Here is a 15503-nt window from a genome sequence, read left to right as displayed (position 1 = left end):
GTATCAAGGGATATATCCCTCTCCTGGAGTCCCGCATGAGCCGTTCCGCCTACCTCTTCACCTCCGAGTCGGTCTCCGAGGGCCATCCGGACAAGGTCGCCGACCAGATTTCGGACGCCGTGCTGGACGCCATCCTGGCCCAGGACAAGCGCGCACGCGTGGCCTGCGAAACCATGGTCAAGACGGGCGTGGCGATCGTCGCCGGCGAGATCACCACCAGCGCGTGGATCGACCTCGAGGCGCTGACCCGCAAGGTCATCCTCGACATCGGCTACGACTCCAGCGAAGTCGGCTTCGACGGCGCCACCTGCGGCGTGCTCAACCTCATCGGCAAGCAGTCGCCCGACATCAACCAGGGCGTGGACCGCAGGAAGCCCGAGGAGCAGGGCGCCGGCGACCAGGGCCTGATGTTCGGCTACGCCACCAACGAGACCGACAGCTACATGCCGGCGGCGATCCACCTTTCCCACCGCCTGGTCGAGCAGCAGGCCAAGGTGCGCAAGAAGAAGAACTCGCCGCTGCCGTGGCTGCGCCCGGACGCCAAGAGCCAGGTCACCCTGCGCTACGACAACGGCAAGGCCGTCGCCATCGACGCGGTGGTGCTGTCCACCCAGCACGACCCGGGCGTGAAGCAGAAGGATCTGGTCGAGGCCGTGCGCGAGCACATCCTCAAGCCCGTGCTGCCGGCCAAGTGGCTGCACAAGGGCACCAAGTTCCACATCAACCCGACCGGCAAGTTCGTGATCGGCGGCCCGGTGGGCGACTGCGGCCTGACCGGCCGCAAGATCATCGTCGACACCTACGGCGGCTGGGCCCGCCACGGCGGCGGTGCGTTCTCCGGCAAGGATCCGTCCAAGGTCGACCGTTCCGCCGCGTACGCCGCGCGCTACGTCGCCAAGAACGTGGTCGCCGCCGGGCTGGCCGACCGCTGCGAAGTGCAGGTGAGCTACGCCATCGGCGTGGCCGAGCCGACCAGCATTTCGGTCACCACCTTCGGCACCGGCAAGGTCGGCGACGACGTCATCGAGAAGCTGATCCGCAAGCACTTCGACCTGCGTCCGTACGGCATCATCCAGATGCTCGACCTGATCCACCCGATGTACCAGGCCACCGCGGCCTACGGCCACTTCGGCCGCAAGCCGCAGGCGGTCGAGTACGTCGACGGCGCCGGCAAGAAGCAGAAGGCGACCGCGTTCTCGTGGGAGCAGACCGACAAGGCCGACGAGCTGCGCAAGGCTGCCAAACTGAAGTGACATGACCCCGTCCCGCCGAGGGGCGCTGCGACCGTCGCAACGACGGCCAGGCTCGGCGGGACGAAGCGACAACGGCGCCCGTTGAATCCATCCGACGGAGCACCACCATGAACGCACAACCCCGCACCTTTTCCCAGGAAGGCGACTACAAGATCGCCGACATCTCGCTGGCCGACTTCGGCCGCAAGGAAATCGACATCGCCGAGCACGAGATGCCGGGCCTGATGTCGATCCGCCGCAAGCATGCCGCGCAGGCGCCGCTCAAGGGCGTGCGCGTCACCGGCTCGCTGCACATGACCATCCAGACCGCGGTGCTGATCGAGACGCTCAAGGACATCGGCGCCGACGTGCGCTGGGCGTCGTGCAACATCTTCAGCACCCAGGACCACGCTGCCGCGGCGATCGCCGCCAGCGGCACCCCGGTGTTCGCATGGAAGGGCGAGACCCTCGAGGAATACTGGGACTGCACCCTCGACGCGCTGAGCTTCCCCGACGGCAAGGGCGGCTTCCGCGGTCCGCAGCTGGTGGTGGACGACGGCGGCGACGTCACCCTGCTGATCCACAAGGGCTACGAGCTCGAGAACGGCAGCAAGTGGGTCGACGAGAAGGCCTCCTCGCACGAGGAACAGGTGATCAAGAACCTGCTCAAGCGCGTCGCCAAGGAGCGCCCGGGCTACTGGCACACCGTCGTCGAAGGCTGGAAGGGCGTCTCCGAGGAGACCACCACCGGCGTGCACCGCCTGTACCAGCTCGCCGAACAGGGCAAGCTGCTGGTCCCGGCGATCAACGTCAACGACTCGGTCACCAAGAGCAAGTTCGACAACCTCTACGGCTGCCGCGAATCGCTGGCCGACGGCCTCAAGCGCGCGATGGACGTGATGCTCGCCGGCAAGGTGGTCGTGGTCTGCGGCTACGGCGACGTCGGCAAGGGCTGCGCCCACTCCATGCGCGCCTACGGCGCACGCGTCGTGGTCACCGAGATCGACCCGATCTGCGCCCTGCAGGCGGCGATGGAAGGCTTCGAGGTCAACACCATCGAGAGCACGCTGGGCCGCGGCGACATCTACGTCACCACCACCGGCAACAAGGACATCGTCACCGTCGCCCACATGCAGGCGATGAAGGACCAGGCGATCGTCTGCAACATCGGCCACTTCGACAACGAGATCCAGGTCGACGCGCTGTACGCCCTGCCCGGCGTGCAGAAGACCAACATCAAGCCGCAGGTCGACAAGTTCACCTTCCCGTCCGGCAACAGCATCTTCCTGCTCGCCGAGGGCCGGCTGGTGAACCTGGGCTGCGCCACCGGCCACCCCAGCTTCGTGATGTCCAACTCCTTCGCCAACCAGACCCTGGCGCAGATCGACCTATGGGCCAACAAGGAAACCTACGGCAAGCAGGTCTACCTGTTGCCGAAGAAGCTCGACGAGGAAGTCGCGCGCCTGCACCTGGAGAAGATCGGCGTGAAGCTGACGAAGCTGACGCAGGAACAGGCCGACTACCTGGGCGTGCCGGTGGATGGGCCGTTCAAGCCCGAACACTACAGGTACTGAGCGGGGAGACGGGAAGAGGGAGATGGGAGACGTGGGAAGCCGACCTCATCACCAACTGGATGTCTGGCAAGACGCGAGTGGGTTGGTGGAAAGCATTTACCGGCACACCGCCGGGTTTCCTGCTGAAGAGCGGTATGGCCTCACGTCGCAATTGCGGCGTGCGGCCGTCAGCGTTCCTTCCAATATTTCCGAAGGCGCGGCCCGCCGCTCGAGGAAGGAGTACGTGCACCATCTGAGTATCGCCAGGGGCTCGCTGTCGGAGCTCGAAACACAACTTCTCATCGCAAGCCGCCTCGGCTTGGCGGAAACGTCTTCAGAACTCGACGACCATGTCGAGCGCGTCTTTGCACGGCTCAACGCTCTGATCAAACGCCTCGCCGAACCTGCCGCAAGGATCGACTGATGCCGTCTCCCGTTTCCCGTCTCCCCTCTCCCGGCGTTCCCGTCTCCTTCGAGTTCTACCCGCCGAAGACCGACGAGCAGCGCGCGCAGCTGGACCGCACCGCGGCCCGGCTGCGGCGCGAGGATCCGGAGTACGTGTCGTGCACCTTCGGTGCCGGCGGGTCGACGCTGTCGTACACGCCGGAGACCATCCAGCGCCTGCGCGAGAAGCATGCGCTGGATGCGGCGCCGCACCTGAGCTGCATGGGCGGCAGCCGCGAGGAGATCCGCCAGCTGCTCAAGCTGTACAAGGCGATGGGTTGCCGCCGGCTGGTGGCGCTGCGCGGCGACCTGCCTTCGGGCATGGCCCGGATGGGCGACCTGCGCTACGCCACCGACCTGGTGGCGTTCATCCGCGCCGAGCACGGCGACTGGTTCCACATCGAGGTGGGCTGCTATCCGGAATGCCACCCGCAGGCCGACGACGCGCTGGCCGACCTGCGCCACTTCAAGGCCAAGGTCGATGCGGGCGCGGATGGTGCGATCACGCAGTACTTCTACAACGCGGACGCCTATTTCCGTTTCGTGGAGGACGTGCGCGCGCTTGGCGTGGACGTGCCGGTCGTGCCCGGCATCATGCCGATCTCCAACGTCTCGCAGCTGCGGCGCTTCTCCGAGGCCTGCGGCGCCGAGATCCCGCGGTGGATCGCCAAGCGCATGCATGCCTACGGCGACGACGCCGACGCGATCCGCGCGTTCGCGGCCGACCTGGTGGCGTCGATGTGCAGGCGCCTGGTGGATGGTGGCGCGCCTGCGCTGCATTTCTATACGCTCAACCTTTCGAAACCGACACTGAACGTGTTGCAGCGTTTGCGCTGAATAGCCGCGGATCGCACGCGGATTTGACGCGTGCAGGCGGACGATGCGGCTCACCCCGCAGCGCGTCCGCACATGAATACCCCACTGCTCGCCGCCGCCCTGGTCGCCGCCATGGCCAGCGTGATCCCCGCCACGATGCCGGCGACCGCCGGCACGACCACGTTGCAGAAGTGCCGCGCACCGGACGGCAGCGTCGGCTACACCGACCGCGGCTGCGCGATCTTCGGCAGCGGATCGACGCTGGAAGCCAGCGAGCCGATCGCGGACATCGACTGGGGCACCAGCATGGAGGACGCCGGCGCGCTGGCGACGTGGTCGCGCGGCGGCATCGGGCGCCGCTCGCCCGCCGGCGGCTGCGCGCGCTCGCGTTCGCAACTGGCCATGGACCTGTACGGCGCGCTCGCCCTGGGCGACGTCAACCGGGTCGCCGAGAGCTACCACTTCGCAGGCATGTCCACTTCCGCCGGGCGGGCGACGATGAACCGCCTGGAGGGCCTGCTGGGCCATGAGGTGATCGACAGCCGCTCCTTCGACCCCGGCAGCCTGCAGCTGCTGCTGGCCGACGCCAGCGGTGGCGCCTCGGCCATCGACTTCCAGGTGCATCGATACGCCGGTTGCTACTTCGTCTCGTTCTGACTGGCGGGTCACGGCGCCGTTAGAATGGTGGGCTTCAGCGCGGGGCGTTCCCGCCGGGAGTCCCAGCATGTCGAATCCGAAGACGCAGTATCCGGCCTGGATCTGGCAGAACGGCGCGATCAAGCCGTGGGCCGAGGCCACCGCCCACGTGATGTCGCATGCGCTGCACTACGGCTCTTCGGTGTTCGAAGGCATCCGCAGCTACCAGACCCCGTCCGGTCCGGCGATCTTCCGCCTCAGCGACCACAACCGCCGCCTGTACGCGTCGGCGCGGATCTACGACATGCAGATCCCGTACACCCTGGACGAGATCAACGCTGCCTGCCGCGAGGTCCTGCGCCGCAACGAACTCACCAAGGGTTACCTGCGCCCGCTGGCCTATCGCGGCCTCGGCGGGTTCGGGCTCTCGGCCGAAACGCCGATCGAAGTGGTCGTCGCCGCCTGGGCGATGGGGCCGTACCTGGGCGAAGGCGTGCTCGAACAGGGCATCGATGCCTGCGTGTCGAGCTGGCAGCGGTTCGCGCCCAACACCATTCCGGCCGGCGCCACGGCCGGCGGCAACTATCTTTCCGGCCAGCTGATCGCGCGCGACGCGCGGCGCCTGGGCTTCGGCGAAGGCATCGCGCTGGCATCCACCGGCCTGCTCAGCGAAGGCGCGGGCGAGAACCTGTTCCTGGTGTTCGACGGCGCCCTGCACACCACGCCGGTCAGCGCCGCGCTGCTCAACGGCATCACCCGCAACTCGCTGATCACCCTCGCCCGCGACGCCGGCATCGCCGTGGTCGAACGCGACCTGCCGCGCGAATACCTGTACCTGTGCGACGAGCTGTTCATGTGCGGCACCGCCGCCGAGATCACCCCGATCCGCTCGGTCGACGGCCGCCAGGTCGGCGCGGGCAAGGCCGGTCCGGTCACGCGCAGGATCCAGGAACTGTTCTTCGGCCTGTTCGAGGGCAGGACGCCCGACAAGTACGGCTGGCTCGAGCCCGTCTGATCACGCGCAGGGCGCGCTCCTACGTGCCGAATGTCAGGGTGGCGAGCACGCCGCCGTGCGGCCCCGGAAGGACCCGCACGTCCCAGCCGTAGAGGTCGCAGAGGCGGCGCACGATCGACAGGCCGATGCCGCCGCCGATCGAATGTTCGGCGTGGGTGCCGCGATAACCGCGCTCGAACAGGCGCGCCGCATCCTCGGGGCTCAGGCCCGGACCGGAATCGACCACGTCGACCGCATTGGGCCGGAGCCGGACCACGACTTCGCCATGCGCGGTGTACTTCACGGCGTTGCCGATCAGGTTGCCCAGCGCCACCGCGACCGCGGCGTCCGGCGCATCCACGACCAGCCCGCGTTCGCCTTCCAGGCGCAGCTCCAGCGACTTGCCGCGCAGCTGCGCACGGTGCGTGTCCAGCAGCTGCTCGGCGATGCGCGCCACGTCGGCGCTGCCGCGCCCGCGCTCGTTGCGGGACAGCAGCAGCAGCGCGCTGATCAGGTCGGTGCACTGCTGCTCGGCGCGCTGGATGCGCAACAGCCGCGCCTGGCTCTTCTCGTCCAGGTCCGGTTTCGACAGCAACAGCTCCACCGCGCCCTTCACCACCGCCAGGGGCGTGCGCAGTTCGTGGCTGACGTCGGCATTGAACTCGCGGTCGCGCTGCACCACCTCGGTCAGGCGCGCGGCGTAGTCGTCCAGCGCCTTGGCCAGTTCGCCGACCTCGTCGTCCGGGAAGTGCGCGGCCAGGGCCTCGGGTTGCGAGCTGGCGCCCGACTCGCGCAGACGTTGCGCCAGTTCCGACACCGGGCTCATCACCCTCGAGGCCGCCCACCAGCCGACCAGCAGCGACAAGGCGGTGAACACCAGGACCACCGCGATCAGCGCGTTGTTGAACTGGCGTTCGCCGCGGGCCGACTGGCTCATGTCGTAGGCGAGGAAGAACCAGACCTCGGGCGTCTTGCGGACCGCCAGCTTGTACGAGAACGGCGTGCCGTCCGGGTTGGTGCCGGTGACGGTGTGGATGCCGTCCTTGAACTCGTACCAGTCCGGCTGCTCGCGGCGCAGCGCCTCGAAGTTCGGTTGCCGGACCACGCGCGCCAGCATCTGCTGCACCGGCAGGTCGGGATTCTTCGCAGGATCGGAATAGAACCGGCGGGCGTACTCGTCGATGTTCTTGTTCATCACATCTTCGACCAGCTGGTTCTCGACGCGATTGCGCGCCCAGTTGGTGGCGAAGGCGAGCAGCAGCGTCAGGCCGAAGCCGAGCAGCAGGAACGAGAGGATGATGCGGGTGCGCAGCCGGCGCCGATACCGGGCCGCGGGCTTGCGCCGCGAGGTCTCTTCTTCAGTTGCCGCCATCTGGAGCAGCGATCCGGTAGCCGATGCCGTGGCGGGTCTGGATCAGCGCGGTGTCGAACGGCTTGTCGACGACCGCGCGCAGGCCGTGGATGTGCACGCGCAGCGAGTCCGAGTCGGGCAGCTCCTCGCCCCAGACCCGGGTCTCGAGTTCCTGCCGCGTCACCACCGCCGGGGAAGCCTCCATCAGCGCCTGCAGGATCTTCAGCGCGGTCGGATTGAGCTGCAGCAGCTTGCCGCCGCGGCGCACTTCCAGCGTGTCCAGGTTGTATTCCAGGTCGGCGACGTCCAGCACCCGGGTCTGCATGCCCTTGCCGCGCCGCGCCAGGGCATTGAGGCGGACCTCGACCTCCTGCAGCGCGAACGGCTTGATCAGGTAGTCGTCGGCACCCGAGTCGAAGCCGGCCAGTTTGTTGTCCAGGGAATCGCGGGCGGTCAGCATCAGCACCGGCGTCTGCTTGCGCGCCTCGTTGCGCAGCTTGCGGCAGACCTCCAGCCCGTCCATGCCCGGCAGGCTCAGGTCCAGGACCACGGCATCGAAGTCGTGCACCACCGCCAGGTGCAGGCCGGTGACGCCGTCGGCGGCGAAGTCGACGGTGTGCCCGCGATCCTCCAGGTAGTCGCCGAGGTTGGCGGCGATATCGGTGTTGTCTTCGATGACGAGGATGCGCATTCGGATTCCTGTGCGGGGGCGACGGAAGCTGCCCTGATTCTGGCATACGGCCTGGTGAATGCCCGCATGCAGGCACCGCCGGCGCAGGCAAACAAAAACCCAGGCGCGGAAACCCGCGCCTGGGCCAAAGCATTGCCCCGATTACCGAAAACTGCGACGCCGGACAGCGGCACCTGACGAGTGTGACGAGCTGGAGAGAGCAGGTTCGCGGTCCGGACTAGGCTACGCAGGGGGCGATTAAACAGCCGTTAAAAGGGCCGTTAAGAATGCGTGAAAGCGACCCCTCCGGACACCAGTCTCACGCAGCCCTGCGACCCTTGGCCGGGGCCGGGCACCCCGCCACCACGTAGTCGATGACCCGGCGGGCGATGTCCACGCCGGTGGCCGCTTCGATCCCTTCCAGCCCGGGCGAGGAGTTGACCTCCAGCACCAGCGGACCACGCTTCGAGCGGATCAGGTCCACGCCGGCGACCCCCAGGCCGAGGGCGGCGGCGGCCCGCACCGCGGTCGCCTGCTCCGCCGCGGAAGCCCGCACCGGGGACGCGGTGCCGCCACGATGCAGGTTGGAGCGGAACTCGCCCCTGGGCGCCTGCCGGCGCATGGCGGCCACCACCCGGTCTCCGACCACGAAACAGCGGATGTCGGCCCCGCGCGCCTCGGCGATGAACTCCTGCACCAGGAAGTTCGCGTACAGGCCGCGCAGGGTCTCGACCACGCTGCGCGAAGCGGACGGCTTCTCGGTGAGGATGACGCCGGCGCCCTGGGTGCCTTCGTTGAGCTTCACCACGTGCGGCGGCGGCCCCAGCATCGACAGCAGGTCGTCGGTGTCGTCCGGGTTGTCGCCGAACACCGTGACCGGCAGGCCGATGCCCTGCGCCGCCAGCAACTGGTGGCTGCGCAGCTTGTCGCGCGAACGCGCGATCGCGTCGGAACAGTTGGGGGTGTGCGTGCCCATCAGCTCGAACTGGCGCAGCACCGCCGTGCCGTAACGGGTGATGGAAGCGCCGATGCGCGGGATCACCGCGTCGTAGCCGGCGATCGACTTGCCCTTGTAGTGCATGGCGAAGCCGCCGGCGCTGATCCGCAGGTAGCAGCGCAGCGGGTCGAGCACCCGCACGGTGTGGTGGCGCTCGCGCGCCGCCTCGACCAGTCGCCTGGTCGAGTACAGCTTTGCGTTGCGCGACAGGATGGCGAGCTTCATGCGGGGCTGAAGCCTGGCAAGTGCTGGAGCGGGTGAAGGGAATCGAACCCTCGTCAGTAGCTTGGGAAGCTACAGCTCTACCATTGAGCTACACCCGCGCGGGAACCGGATTCTAGCGCGACTCAGAAGCGGTTGCCGAAGGTCGCGAACACCGTGGCGTCGTTGCCGCCGCCCTGGTTGATGGTCGCGGTGGCGCCGACGTTGGCTTCCATGCCGAGGATCTCGGTCCGGGCGCCGAACAGCACCGTGCCGTACATGTCGTCGAAGGCCAGCCCTGGCACCGCGTACTCCAGCGAACCCGGGATCGTCTGCGCCGTGGCGAAGGCCTGCTCCGGGGCGTCCTCGAACTCGCGGTCCCAGGTGATGCGGGCATAGGGGTGGATGCGATCGGTCGGCGACCACTCCAGCTGCCAGCCGATGCTGCCGATCAGCGAATCCACGGACTGGTCGGAATAGGCCAGCGAGCTGGACAGCGACGCATCGGATTCGGCGTAGCCGTCGACGTCGATCTGCTGCGAGAGCACGGTCAGGACCGGGCCGTGGCGCAGCGCGCTGCCCTGGCCGAAGTCCCAGCCGATGCCGGCGCCGACGCTCAGGTTGCTGCCGTCGGGCGAGCCGCTGTGGACGCGGGTCACCGGGCCGAGCTGCACCTCGCGGTCGATGTCGTAGCCGACCTGCGAGTAGCTCACCTGGCCGTTGATCCACAGGGCGCCCGAGCTCCAGCCGGCATAGCCGCCCACGGTGGCGTCGCTCTGGTCGAAGCTGCCGCGGCGCAGGCCCCAGTCCATGGCCTGCTGGCTGTAGCCGGCGAAGGCACCGTAGATGAAGTTGCCGCTGGCCTTCTCGACGCCGATGGTCAGCGCCGGGCCGATGCCGTCGTAATCCTCGCCGCCGCCGTAGCGCTGCGAATCGGCGCGCACGTCGAACCACCACTGCATGCCCTCGCCGGCCTCGCGCGCGCGGCTGGTACGTGCCGCCACGCGCTCGGCGCGGGCACGGCCGACCGAGGACTCTACGTGCGGCAGCATCGCGACCTGGCGCGGGCCGTCGATCATCGAGGCGGCCAGGTCGGCCATCATCGCGTGGGTGCGGGTGGTCGGATGCACGCCGTCGGCGAACATGTAGGTGTCGGGCACGCCCGGCGCGACGTAGGACGCCGGGCTGCAGAACAGCGCGCTGCCGCCCTGGACGGCAGTCGAGCAGCCCTGGCCGACGACATTGGTGAAGCCGTAGGCGCCCGGATCGGCGACCACCTCGCGCAGGAAGTTGAAGGTGTCGACCGGGATCACCGACAGCCCCTGGCTGGCGAGTCCGGAGAACAAGGCATCGTTGTAGGCCGAGGCCAGGGCGGTGCCCTGCGCCATCATCGGCGCGCCGCCGGCGCGGAACGACGGGGTCAGGCCGAGGTCGGGCAGGTTCGCGACCATCACGTACTGCGCGCCGGCGGCCTTGAGCGCGCCGACGATGCCCACTTCGGCGGTGACCGCGCCGCCGATGACGGCCGGGGCCTGCGCCGGATCGGTGATGCTGAACACGTCATTGGCGCCGCCCCAGACCGTGTACAGCGCATTGGGATCGGCCTGGCCGCCGTTGCTGCCGAGGTAGGCACCGACCTGGGTGGCCAGCGACGGCGTCGCGCCCAGGCCGCCGACGGTGTCGACGCCGACCCGCGCGCCGCCCACGGCGTAGTTGGTGCCGCCTTCGCCATCGGTGGCGGCGCTGGTGCCGTAGCGGTCGGCCAGGTATTCGGACCAGACCAGGCCGGGATTGGTGGTGAACTTGCCGATGAGGGCGCCGTTCGGGCCCAGCATCTGGATCAGTACCGGGCGGAAGTGACCGCTGTCGGTCAGGCTGTCGCCGAAGAAAACCGTCTGCGAGAAGGGCGAATCCTGGGCCATGGCCGGCATGGCGGCGAGCGCCAGGGCGGCGGCCAGGAGGGTGCGGAGCGGCTTGCGGTTCGACGACGGGCTGGTTTTCGACACAGTGATCTCCTTGAGGTCGGGCGGCAGCGGGGCATACGCCGCCGCATGGGGCCTATCCTGCGACAATGGCGGCATGAAAATCCAGTTGAACGGCGCCAGCCACGACCTCCCCGTTCCGTGCACCATCGCCGCCCTGCTTGCCGAGGCCGGATACGGCCAGCGCCGGGTGGCGGTCGAGGTCAACGGACAGATCGTCCCGCGCAGCATGCATGCCACCCACGAGCTGGCCGAAGGCGACAGCGTCGAGATCGTGCACGCACTTGGCGGCGGTTAGGGTCCGGCACTGGAAACCCGCTAAAATCGCGGCATGAAAGCAAACTCCCCCGCTGGCGACGACGCACTGGTCATCGCCGGCAAGCGTTACCGTTCGCGCCTGCTCACCGGCACGGGCAAGTTCCGCGACCTGGACGAAACCCGCCGCGCCACCGAGGCCGCCGGCTCCGAAATCGTCACCGTGGCGATCCGCCGCACGAATATCGGGCAGAACCCGGACGAGCCCAACCTGCTCGACGTCCTGCCACCCGACCGTTACACCCTGCTGCCCAACACCGCCGGCTGCTATTCCGCCGAGGAAGCCGTGCGCACCTGCCGCCTGGCGCGCGAACTGCTGGACGGGCACAAGCTGGTGAAGCTCGAGGTGCTGGGCGACCAACGCACCCTGTTCCCGGACGTGGTGCAGACCCTGGCCGCGGCCGAGACGCTGGTGGCCGAAGGCTTCGACGTGATGGTCTACACCTCGGACGATCCCATCCTGTGCAAGCGCCTGGAGCAGATCGGCTGCGTGGCGGTGATGCCGCTGGCCGCGCCGATCGGTTCCGGCCTGGGCATCCAGAACCGCTACAACCTGCTCGAGATCGTCGAGAACGCGCAGGTGCCGATCATCGTCGACGCGGGCGTCGGCACCGCATCCGACGCGGCGATCGCGATGGAACTGGGTTGCGACGGCGTTCTGATGAATACCGCGATCGCCGGGGCGAAGGATCCGGTGCGCATGGCCCGCGCCATGCAACTCGGGATCCAGGCGGGCCGCGACGCCTTCCTCGCCGGCCGCATTCCGCGCAAGCGCTACGCGAGCGCTTCCTCGCCCGTCGACGGTCTGGTCGGCGGATGACGGGTACCGCGCGGGCGCCGGATCGCAAGCCTTTCACCGTCGAGCCGGGGCATCGCGCCGTGCGCAGCTTCGTGCTGCGCCAGGGCCGCTTCACCCCGGCCCAGCAGCGTGCTTTCGATGCGCTGTGGCCGCGCTTCGGGCTGGATTACCAGGGCAGCCCGCGCGACTTCGATTCCGTCTTCGGCCGCCAGGCGCCGCGCATCCTGGAAGTCGGCTTCGGCAACGGAGAGGCCCTGCGCCATTCGGCGGCCCGCGACCCGGAGCGCGACCACATCGGCATCGAGGTGCATGCGCCCGGTGTCGGTCGCCTGCTCAATGCGCTGGCGCAGGACGATGCCCGCAATGTCCGCCTGTACCACCACGACGCGGTGGAAGTGCTGCAGAACGAAGTCGCCGACGCCAGCCTCGACGAGGTCCGGATCTATTTCCCCGACCCCTGGCACAAGAAGCGCCATCACAAGCGCCGGCTGGTGTCGCCCGCGTTCGCGGCGCTGCTGGTGCGCAAGCTGGCGCCCGGCGGGCGCTTGCACCTTGCCACCGATTGGCACGACTATGCCGAACAGATGTGGGACGTGCTCGACGCCACTCCGGGCCTGCGCAACCGCGCCGGACCGCGCGGCCATGTGCCGCGGCCGGACTGGCGCCCGCAGACCCACTTCGAAGCCCGCGGCCTGAAGCTCGGCCACGGAGTCTGGGACCTGCTCTACGACCGCTGCTGAAGCGCCAGGACCGAACGCCGCCCGATGGATACCGCGCTGACGCTCACCACCGACATGAAGCTCGTGCTCGGGCTGGTGGGCTTCACGATGGTCATGTTCATGTTCGAGCGCATCCGCGCCGACGTGGTCGCGCTGGTGGTCCTGGTGCTGCTCGGCCTCACCGGGCTGGTCGCGGCCGAGGACATCTTCAGCGGCTTCTCCTCCGACGCGGTGATCAACGTCATGGCGACGATGATCCTGGGCGCCGGCCTGGACCGCACCGGCGCGCTCAACCGCCTCGCCGGCTGGCTGCTGCGGCGCGCGCACGGCGTCGAGAAACGGCTGCTGGTCCTCACCTCGGCGGTCGCCGGCATGAACTCGGCGATCATGCAGAACACCTCGGTGACCGCGCTGTACCTGCCGATCGCCTCGCGCCTGACCGCGCGCACCGGCCTGAGCCTGTCGCGGCTGCTGATGCCGATGTCGGCCGCGATCATCATGGGCGGCGGCCTGACCATGGTCGGCAACTCGCCGCTGATCCTGCTCAACGACCTGCTGGTGTCGGCCAACGCCAACCTGCCGTCGGGCGTGGCCACGCTGGAGCCGCTGAAGATGTTCGCGCCGCTGCCGATCGGCCTGGCGCTGCTCGCGGCGTGCCTGCTCTACTTCCACTTCTTCGGCGGCAAGCTGTTGCGCGGCGACAGCGACAAGGGCGTGACGCCCGCGCGCACGCAGAGCTATTTCGCCAACACCTACGGCATCGAGGGCGAGGTGTTCGAACTCACCGTCGGTGCCGACAGCCCGCTGGTCGGCATGGCCCTGGGCGAGGCCGAGCGCCTGCACGGCGCGCCGCTGGTGCTCGCCCTCAAGACCGGCAACGAGTCGCGCCTGGCGCCTCCGGGCGACACCCGCATCTGGGTCGGCAGCGTGCTCGGGGTGATGGGCGTGCGCCAGCAGGTCGCCGACTTCGCCCAGAACCACTTCCTGCGCCTGTCCACGCGGCTGCGCGAGTTCGGCGACCTGTTCAATCCCAGCCGCGCCGGCATTTCCGAGGCGGTGGTGCCGCCGACCTCGAAGTTCATCGGCAAGAGCGCCGCCGACCTGCGCCTGCGCAAGCAGCAGGGCATCAGCCTGCTGGCGATCAACCGCGACAAGGAAGTGCACAACGAGGACGTGCGCTCGATGAAGCTGCGCGCCGGCGACATGCTGGTGCTGCACAGCATCTGGACCGACCTGGCCGAGGCGGCCAAGGGCCGCGACTTCGTGGTCGTCACCGACTACCCGAAGGGCGAGCAGCGCCCGCACAAGTTCAAGATCGCGATGGGCATCTTCGCGGTGTGCATGCTGCTGGCGCTGTCGTCGCGGATCCCGACCACCATCGCGCTAATGACCGGCGTGGCGGGCATGCTGGTCGCCGGCGTGCTGAAGATGGACGAGGCCTACTCGGCGATCAGCTGGAAGACGGTGTTCCTGATGGCCTGCCTGATTCCGCTGGGCTGGGCGATGGACAGCAGCGGCGCGGCGGCATGGATCGCCGGCCACAGCATCGAGCGCCTGCCCGAGGGCCTGCCGATCTGGGTGATCGAACTGGTGCTGGCGCTGCTGACCACCGCGTTCTCGATGGTGATCAGCCACGTGGGCGCGACCATCGTGATGGTGCCGCTGGCGATCAACCTGGCGCTTGCGGTCGGCGGCGATCCCACCGGTTTCGCCCTGATCGTGGCGCTGTCGGCCTCCAACAACTTCATCACCGCCTCGAACCCGTCGATCTCGATGATCACCGGCCCGGCGGGATACACGCCGCGCGACATGTGGCGCGTCGGCGGGCCGCTGACCCTGGTCTACACCGCGATCGTGGTGGTCGCGGTCAACCTCATGTTCTGAGCAACACGGCGTCGCCGGCGACTTCGACCGCCACCGGCTTGAGGCAATCGCCGCGGCAGGGCCCGGCCACGCATTCGCCGCGCTGCAGTTCGAAGCTGGCGCCGTGCACGGCGCACACCAGCAGGCCGTCCTTCGACTTGAGGAACTGGCCCGGCGCCCAGTCCAGGCGGCGGCCCGCGTGCGGGCAGACATTGAGCCAGGCCCGCACCGAGTCGCCGTCGCGGTAGAGGATCAGCGACTCGGCCGAGCCGTCGATTTCGGCCTCGGCCTCGGCGAAACCGCCGTCCTCGATGGCCTGGAGGCTCGCAAGCGTGACCGGCTCCACAGGATTTAACGAACTTCTCACAAACCCGACTGCGCCTCGTCCGATACTGCCGGTCCCCGGCCGTTGCCGAATTGTGTCACGAGACCGTCCACCGAATGTCCGCCCTGCATTTCCGTTTCGATCGCCACGCCTTCTTCCGCAACGCCCAGCCGCGCCTGCGGCGCAATCCGCTGCTGCGGATCCTGATGGGCCTGCTCGGCCTGGTGGTGCTGGCGGTGCTGGTGTTCTTCAGCGTGTTCGTGGGTGCGGCGATGCTGGCCATCGGCCTGGCGGCGCGGCTGCTGCGCAAGCGCCCCGCCGCGCCCGCGCGGGACGCGCAGGTGGTCGAGGGCGAGTTCCGGGTCGTCGGCAAGGCCTGAGCGGCCACCGCAGCCCGGCGCCGATGCTGCCCGTCCACCGGATCTACTGCGTCGGCCGCAACTTCGCCGACCACGCCCGCGAAATGGGCGCCACCCCGGCACCCGCCGCCGACCGCGGCCGCCCCGTATTCTTCCTCAAGCCCGCCGACGCCATCGTCCGCGACGGCGTGGTGCCCTACCCGCCGGCCACGCGCGAGCTGCACCACGAAGTCGAGCTGGTGGTCGC

Annotated in this window: 16 protein-coding genes, 1 tRNA gene, 1 pseudogene and 1 riboswitch; of the genes and pseudogenes, 12 read left to right on the top strand and 6 right to left on the bottom strand. The window is 68.7% G+C overall.

Features of this window, described 5'->3' with window-relative positions:
* Positions 1 to 35 precede the first annotated feature (35 nt).
* The 6 genes from metK to QAA18_RS03930 all read left to right on the top strand — a co-directional run bounded on the left by metK (position 36) and on the right by QAA18_RS03930 (position 5696).
* Positions 36 to 1253 carry a methionine adenosyltransferase gene (gene metK, locus QAA18_RS03955; protein WP_279411165.1) on the top strand — a complete coding sequence of 406 codons (1218 nt, stop codon included), beginning with the start codon at positions 36 to 38 and terminating at the stop codon, positions 1251 to 1253.
* A gap of 11 nt (positions 1254 to 1264) precedes the next feature.
* Positions 1265 to 1340, top strand: a riboswitch (S-adenosyl-L-homocysteine riboswitch).
* Positions 1341 to 1360: 20 nt separating this feature from the next.
* Positions 1361 to 2806, top strand: coding sequence for an adenosylhomocysteinase (ahcY, locus tag QAA18_RS03950; protein WP_279411164.1), 1446 nt, complete (start codon positions 1361 to 1363; stop codon positions 2804 to 2806).
* A 22-nt stretch (positions 2807 to 2828) separates the two neighbouring features.
* Positions 2829 to 3209, top strand: coding sequence for a four helix bundle protein (locus tag QAA18_RS03945; protein ID WP_279411163.1), 381 nt, complete (start codon positions 2829 to 2831; stop codon positions 3207 to 3209).
* Positions 3209 to 4066: a methylenetetrahydrofolate reductase [NAD(P)H] gene (gene metF, locus QAA18_RS03940; RefSeq protein WP_279411161.1), complete on the top strand. Its 858-nt coding sequence runs from the start codon at positions 3209 to 3211 to the stop codon at positions 4064 to 4066. Before QAA18_RS03945 ends, metF begins: the two co-directional genes overlap by 1 nt.
* A gap of 72 nt (positions 4067 to 4138) precedes the next feature.
* Positions 4139 to 4702: a hypothetical protein gene (locus tag QAA18_RS03935; RefSeq protein WP_279411160.1), complete on the top strand. Its 564-nt coding sequence runs from the start codon at positions 4139 to 4141 to the stop codon at positions 4700 to 4702.
* 67 nt (positions 4703 to 4769) lie between these two features.
* Positions 4770 to 5696: a branched-chain amino acid transaminase gene (locus QAA18_RS03930; RefSeq protein ID WP_279411152.1), complete on the top strand. Its 927-nt coding sequence runs from the start codon at positions 4770 to 4772 to the stop codon at positions 5694 to 5696.
* A 19-nt stretch (positions 5697 to 5715) separates the two neighbouring features.
* Here the strand turns inward: QAA18_RS03930 and QAA18_RS03925 are convergent, their stop codons facing one another.
* The 5 genes from QAA18_RS03925 to QAA18_RS03905 form a co-directional block, all read right to left on the bottom strand.
* Positions 5716 to 7047 (bottom strand): HAMP domain-containing sensor histidine kinase, encoded by a 1332-nt coding sequence (locus tag QAA18_RS03925; protein ID WP_279411151.1) that lies wholly within the window; start codon positions 7045 to 7047, stop codon positions 5716 to 5718.
* Positions 7034 to 7717, bottom strand: a complete 684-nt coding sequence (locus QAA18_RS03920) for a response regulator transcription factor (protein ID WP_279411150.1) — start codon at positions 7715 to 7717, stop codon at positions 7034 to 7036. The genes QAA18_RS03925 and QAA18_RS03920 overlap by 14 nt, the downstream gene beginning before the upstream one ends.
* Positions 7718 to 8015: 298 nt before the next feature.
* Positions 8016 to 8918, bottom strand: coding sequence for a 30S ribosomal protein S6--L-glutamate ligase (gene rimK / locus QAA18_RS03915; RefSeq protein WP_279411148.1), 903 nt, complete (start codon positions 8916 to 8918; stop codon positions 8016 to 8018).
* Positions 8919 to 8942: 24 nt separating this feature from the next.
* Positions 8943 to 9016: transfer RNA gene (locus tag QAA18_RS03910), tRNA-Gly, on the bottom strand.
* Between the two features lie 24 nt (positions 9017 to 9040).
* Positions 9041 to 10825 carry an autotransporter domain-containing protein gene (locus QAA18_RS03905; protein WP_279411193.1) on the bottom strand — a complete coding sequence of 595 codons (1785 nt, stop codon included), beginning with the start codon at positions 10823 to 10825 and terminating at the stop codon, positions 9041 to 9043.
* Positions 10826 to 10973: 148 nt separating this feature from the next.
* On the opposite strand from QAA18_RS03905, the gene thiS reads away from it, so the two are divergent.
* Genes thiS through QAA18_RS03885 form a run of 4 tightly spaced genes read left to right on the top strand, consistent with a single transcriptional unit; the run spans position 10974 to position 14593 of the window.
* Positions 10974 to 11174 carry a sulfur carrier protein ThiS gene (gene thiS, locus QAA18_RS03900; protein ID WP_279411146.1) on the top strand — a complete coding sequence of 67 codons (201 nt, stop codon included), beginning with the start codon at positions 10974 to 10976 and terminating at the stop codon, positions 11172 to 11174.
* A gap of 33 nt (positions 11175 to 11207) precedes the next feature.
* Positions 11208 to 12011 (top strand): thiazole synthase, encoded by an 804-nt coding sequence (locus QAA18_RS03895; protein ID WP_279411144.1) that lies wholly within the window; start codon positions 11208 to 11210, stop codon positions 12009 to 12011.
* Entirely contained in the window at positions 12008 to 12730 is a 723-nt protein-coding gene (gene trmB, locus QAA18_RS03890) for a tRNA (guanosine(46)-N7)-methyltransferase TrmB (protein ID WP_279411143.1), read from the top strand. The genes QAA18_RS03895 and trmB overlap by 4 nt, the downstream gene beginning before the upstream one ends.
* Positions 12731 to 12754: 24 nt before the next feature.
* Positions 12755 to 14593: an SLC13 family permease gene (locus tag QAA18_RS03885; protein WP_279411141.1), complete on the top strand. Its 1839-nt coding sequence runs from the start codon at positions 12755 to 12757 to the stop codon at positions 14591 to 14593.
* On the opposite strand, the gene QAA18_RS03880 is transcribed toward QAA18_RS03885, so the two are convergent.
* Positions 14583 to 14918 (bottom strand): Rieske (2Fe-2S) protein, encoded by a 336-nt coding sequence (locus QAA18_RS03880; RefSeq protein ID WP_279411139.1) that lies wholly within the window; start codon positions 14916 to 14918, stop codon positions 14583 to 14585. The genes QAA18_RS03885 and QAA18_RS03880 overlap by 11 nt on opposite strands.
* Positions 14919 to 15013: 95 nt before the next feature.
* Between QAA18_RS03880 and QAA18_RS03875 the strand changes: the two genes are divergently transcribed.
* Positions 15014 to 15277, top strand: a complete 264-nt coding sequence (locus QAA18_RS03875; protein ID WP_279411137.1) for a hypothetical protein — start codon at positions 15014 to 15016, stop codon at positions 15275 to 15277.
* A 29-nt stretch (positions 15278 to 15306) separates the two neighbouring features.
* Positions 15307 to 15503 (top strand): annotated as a pseudogene (locus tag QAA18_RS03870) (fumarylacetoacetate hydrolase family protein); the annotation flags it as partial.

The organism is Luteimonas sp. 8-5, assembly GCF_029763755.1.
GTDB lineage: Bacteria > Pseudomonadota > Gammaproteobacteria > Xanthomonadales > Xanthomonadaceae > Cognatiluteimonas.
Note: the sequence above shows the minus strand (reverse complement) of the source record. Positions and strands in the feature narration are given on the sequence as shown.

Coding starts and splice junctions, on each gene's coding strand:
- QAA18_RS03935 (WP_279411160.1), top strand. CDS start 4,139: ATGAATACCCCACTGCTCGCCGCCGCCCTGGTCGCCGCCATGGCCAGC.
- QAA18_RS03945 (WP_279411163.1), top strand. CDS start 2,829: ATGGGAGACGTGGGAAGCCGACCTCATCACCAACTGGATGTCTGGCAA.
- QAA18_RS03875 (WP_279411137.1), top strand. CDS start 15,014: ATGTCCGCCCTGCATTTCCGTTTCGATCGCCACGCCTTCTTCCGCAAC.
- ahcY (WP_279411164.1), top strand. CDS start 1,361: ATGAACGCACAACCCCGCACCTTTTCCCAGGAAGGCGACTACAAGATC.
- metF (WP_279411161.1), top strand. CDS start 3,209: ATGCCGTCTCCCGTTTCCCGTCTCCCCTCTCCCGGCGTTCCCGTCTCC.
- QAA18_RS03905 (WP_279411193.1), bottom strand. CDS start 10,825: ATGCCGGCCATGGCCCAGGATTCGCCCTTCTCGCAGACGGTTTTCTTC.
- trmB (WP_279411143.1), top strand. CDS start 12,008: ATGACGGGTACCGCGCGGGCGCCGGATCGCAAGCCTTTCACCGTCGAG.
- rimK (WP_279411148.1), bottom strand. CDS start 8,918: ATGAAGCTCGCCATCCTGTCGCGCAACGCAAAGCTGTACTCGACCAGG.
- thiS (WP_279411146.1), top strand. CDS start 10,974: ATGAAAATCCAGTTGAACGGCGCCAGCCACGACCTCCCCGTTCCGTGC.
- QAA18_RS03895 (WP_279411144.1), top strand. CDS start 11,208: ATGAAAGCAAACTCCCCCGCTGGCGACGACGCACTGGTCATCGCCGGC.
- QAA18_RS03920 (WP_279411150.1), bottom strand. CDS start 7,717: ATGCGCATCCTCGTCATCGAAGACAACACCGATATCGCCGCCAACCTC.
- QAA18_RS03925 (WP_279411151.1), bottom strand. CDS start 7,047: ATGGCGGCAACTGAAGAAGAGACCTCGCGGCGCAAGCCCGCGGCCCGG.
- QAA18_RS03885 (WP_279411141.1), top strand. CDS start 12,755: ATGGATACCGCGCTGACGCTCACCACCGACATGAAGCTCGTGCTCGGG.
- metK (WP_279411165.1), top strand. CDS start 36: ATGAGCCGTTCCGCCTACCTCTTCACCTCCGAGTCGGTCTCCGAGGGC.
- QAA18_RS03930 (WP_279411152.1), top strand. CDS start 4,770: ATGTCGAATCCGAAGACGCAGTATCCGGCCTGGATCTGGCAGAACGGC.